At 68.2% G+C, this 3,690-nt stretch carries 3 protein-coding genes; 1 reads left to right on the forward strand and 2 read right to left on the reverse strand.

The features are described from left to right. Window positions 1–79: 79 nt before the first annotated feature. A complete protein-coding gene (locus C8N44_RS22815; protein WP_107978978.1) occupies window positions 80–1,174 on the forward strand; it encodes an ABC transporter ATP-binding protein in 1,095 nt (364 codons plus the stop codon). Here the strand turns inward: C8N44_RS22815 and C8N44_RS22820 are convergent. Together C8N44_RS22820 and C8N44_RS22825 are read right to left on the reverse strand one after the other, a co-directional pair. Continuing rightward, on the reverse strand, window positions 1,118–2,806 hold the full coding sequence (locus C8N44_RS22820; protein WP_107978979.1) for an ABC transporter permease: 1,689 nt from the start codon (window positions 2,804–2,806) through the stop codon (window positions 1,118–1,120). The two genes, C8N44_RS22815 and C8N44_RS22820, sit on opposite strands and share 57 nt — an antisense overlap. Next, the coding region (locus C8N44_RS22825; protein ID WP_107978980.1) for an ABC transporter substrate-binding protein at window positions 2,806–3,690 on the reverse strand (885 nt) is incomplete at its 5' end. The genes C8N44_RS22825 and C8N44_RS22820, both read right to left, overlap by 1 nt.

Genomic DNA, 3,690 nt, shown 5'->3' on the forward strand with positions numbered 1-3,690 from the left:
GGGTTCAAAAGACCTTCACTTGACCCGGGGACTTCGCCATGCGGAATGGCGCAAACGCTTGACGGACAGGAGATGCGTCTTGGCCCTGACTTTGACCGACATTCGTAAGAGCTTTGGCGCGCATGCCGCCGTCGACGGTGTCTCGGCCGAAATCGACGATGGCGAGTTCTTCGTCGTGCTTGGGCCCTCCGGCTGCGGCAAGTCGACCCTTCTGCGGCTCGTGGCGGGGCTGGAACATCTCGACGGCGGCGAGATCGCGCTTGGTGGTCGGACGATGTCCTCCCCGGAGCACCACGTCCCGCCCGAGGCACGCGATGTCGGCGTGGTCTTCCAGTCCTACGCGCTCTGGCCGCACATGGACGTGCTGGGCAACGTCGCCTTCCCGATCGAAAGCGGCGGCGGGTCGCGGCGGAAGTCCCGGGAGGACGCCCGCGCCCACCTGCGGACCGTTGCTCTGGAAGACTTTGCCGCGCGGCGTCCGGCAGAGCTCTCGGGTGGACAGCGTCAGCGCGTGGCCCTTGCCCGCTGCCTTGCAGGCGGAGCGCGCACCGTTCTGATGGACGAACCTCTGGCCAACCTAGACCCGCATCTGCGTGCCGCGATGGAAGAGGAAATCGCCGCCTTCCATCGCAAGGCGCGGGCCACGACGATCTACATCACCCACGATCAGCGCGAGGCCATGGCGCTGGCCAGCCGCGTCGCGGTGATGGCTCGGGGCCAGTTCCAGCAGATCGCAACGCCACGAGGACTTTACGAGCGTCCCGCCAATGCCGAGGTCGCGCGCTTCATCGGGAGGTCGGCCGTCCTCGACACCACGGTGCTGTCGGGATCGGCGGCGCTTGCCGGGCGATACGTGGCCGTTGGGGGCGATGTGAACGGCCCGGCGCAGGTGGTCTTGCGCCCCGGGGACGTGGCTCTGGGCGACGGGCCGCTACAAGGTCGGCTGAGCCGCGTCTTCTACCGCGGGGGCGTCTGGGAAGGGCTGGCCGAAGTGCAAGGCCTCGCCGAGCCCTTGCCCGTGGCCAGCCATGTCCCTCTGCGCGACGGAGAGACGGTGCCGCTTGGCATCACGGGCGGCTGGGCGCTGCGCCGTGACATGGGGCAGTCCCCGGCCCCGTCACAGGCGCCAGGGCACCACGCCGGGCGGCAGGTGACGGCCCAGCCGGTCGAGTAGCGCCATCAGCAGCACGGTGGCCATGACTGTGATCGTCGACATGGCGGCCGCCAGCGTGGTGTATCCGCCGTCCTCGTAGTTGAAGATCGTCGTGCCGATGGTCTCGTTCCCACGCGACCAGAGCAGCGCCGACACCGTGATCTCGTTGTAGGCGGTGAGGAAAACGAGGATCGCCCCCGATGCGGCGGCCGGGGCCAGAAGCGGCAGGTGAATCCGCGCGATCCGCCGGGCAAAACCCGCGCCCGACACCCGCGCCGCGTCGTCGAGCGAGGGATCGAGCTGCCCTGCCGCCGCTGAGACCGGCTTGAGCGCGACCGAGAAATAGGCCGTCAGGTAGGCCAGCCAGATCAGCGTCAGCGTGTTGTAGAGCGAGATGCCGGTGCCCGGGATCGGCCGGATGTAGATCAGGATGAATGCGACCGAGATCACCAAGCCGGGGATCGCATAGCTGACGTCCGCGAGGGCCGTGACGACGCCGCCCAGCCGGCGCCCGGTCGAGCCGCGCCGCCCGGCGAAATAGGCCACCAGTGCCGAGAGCGCGGCAAGCGTCAGCGCCGCGAGCCCCGCGATCAGGGTCGAATTGCCGAAGGCGCGGATCGGCGCGCTCTGGCGAAACAGGACCTCGGCGAAATTGTCGAAGGTCATGGTCGAGAGACTGAGCGGGATGCCGTAGGTCGCGACCAGCGCAGTCCCGACGAGCGAGGTCAGCGGCATCACGAGCGTCGCAGCGACAAAGATCGCGAGCCCGGCCTCCCAGAGTGGGCGGGTTCGGCCGAGGTCGATGCGCAGGGCCGGCTGCGGTGGACCGGTCATTCCGGCGCGCACCTTCCGTTGCAGCCAGGTTTGGAGGATGACGGCCAGCACCGCCACCAGCGCGAGCCCCATGGCCAGCACGGCCACATCGGTCAGCACGCTGGGTCCGAAACCCGCCAATCGCCGCCAGATCAGCACCGGCAGGGTGATGAAGCGGCCCGGGATGCCCAGCAGCGCCGGGATGCCGAAATTGCCGAGCGCCGAGACGAAGGCCAGCGCGACACCCGCCACCAGCGTCGGCGCCAGCAGCGGAAGCATGATGCGGGTCAGCAGTCTAAAGGGGCGCCCGCCCGCGATACGCGCGGCCTCGCTCATCTCGCGCGGCAGTCCCCGCAGGGCCGCCAGCACGACGAGAAACACCAGCGGCGTGTGCTGGATGGTGAGCAACAGGATCACCCCTCCACGCGAATAGAGCGGGTGCGCGGCCCCCACCGGGGGCGCGAGCCCCACCAGCGAGAGCACCGGGCTCGATTGTCCGAGCGCCTGTATCCACGAGATCGCCGTCACGTGCGGCGGGATCATCATGGGCAGCAGGAGCAGGAAGACGAAGAGCCCCTTGGCCCGGATATTGGTCAGCCCCAGCACAAGCGCGAGGGTCGTGCCCAACAGCAGCGCGCAGAAGGCGGATGTTCCCGCGCTGTCGAGGCTGTGCCAGAGTGCCCGGCGCACCTGGTCGCTGGACAACGCCTCGCCGATCGGGGCGCCCCCCTCGGCGAGACCCGTCCAGAAGAGACGACCGAGCGGCAGCAAGAACAAGCCCGCTGCCGCAAGCGACAGTCCGGCGAGGGTGAGCCCCTCGCCGCCGATCCTGCGCCACATCAGCCGCCGAACATCTCGCTGAACCGCTCCTTGTAGGCGGCATCGTTCTCGAGCGCCTCGGCCGGATCGAAGGTGATCACACTGATCTCGGACCGGTCGGGGAAGTAGTCGGGCGCGGCGACGTCGGGATGGGCGGGCAGGTAGCCCTGCCGGGCCGCGAGTTCCTGGCCCTCTTCCGAGATGACGAAATCGACGAAGGCCTTCGCGGCGGGAACATTGTTCGCGCTTTCAAGGATCGCCACCGGCTCGGTCACGGCCGAGACACCCTCTTCCGGGAAAACAAAGCCCACGGGCGCACCGTCTTGGATGTTGCGCAGCGCGAGGAAGTCCACGACGAAGCCGTAGAGCGCCTGTCCACCGGCCACCGCACGATAGGTGCCGCCGTTGCCGCCCTGCGCGATGGCACCTTGGTCAGCAAGGCCCTGGTAGTAGTTCCAGCCCAGTTCGGGCAGGCCAGTGAGCGAGACCATGTGGATGGTCGCGGCGCCGGATTCCAGCGGCGAGGGCATGACGATGTTGTTGGTAGCTTCCTCAGCCAGCAGGTCTTCGTAGGAGGAGGGCACCATCTCGGCGGCGGTGTTGTAGACGATGCCGCTGGTGATGAGTTTGGTCGAGAAATAGTAGCCCTCGGGGTCCATCAGGGCCTCCTGATAGGCTGCCGTGTCGGCCTCGGGATAGGCCAGTAGGCGGCCTTCCTGTTCCAACGATTCCATCGTGACCGTATCGGCGATCAGGAGAACGTCGGGCTGCGGCTGGCCGGCCTCGAACTCGGCGCGCAGGCGCGCCATCATCTGCGTCGTGCCGTCGCGGACCCATTCGACCTCGACGTTGGGATAGGCTTCGCTGAAGGCGTCGACGGTCTGCTGGGCATCGGCGTCGGGCTG

The organism is Allosediminivita pacifica (assembly GCF_003054175.1).
In the GTDB taxonomy this organism is placed as follows: domain Bacteria; phylum Pseudomonadota; class Alphaproteobacteria; order Rhodobacterales; family Rhodobacteraceae; genus Allosediminivita; species Allosediminivita pacifica.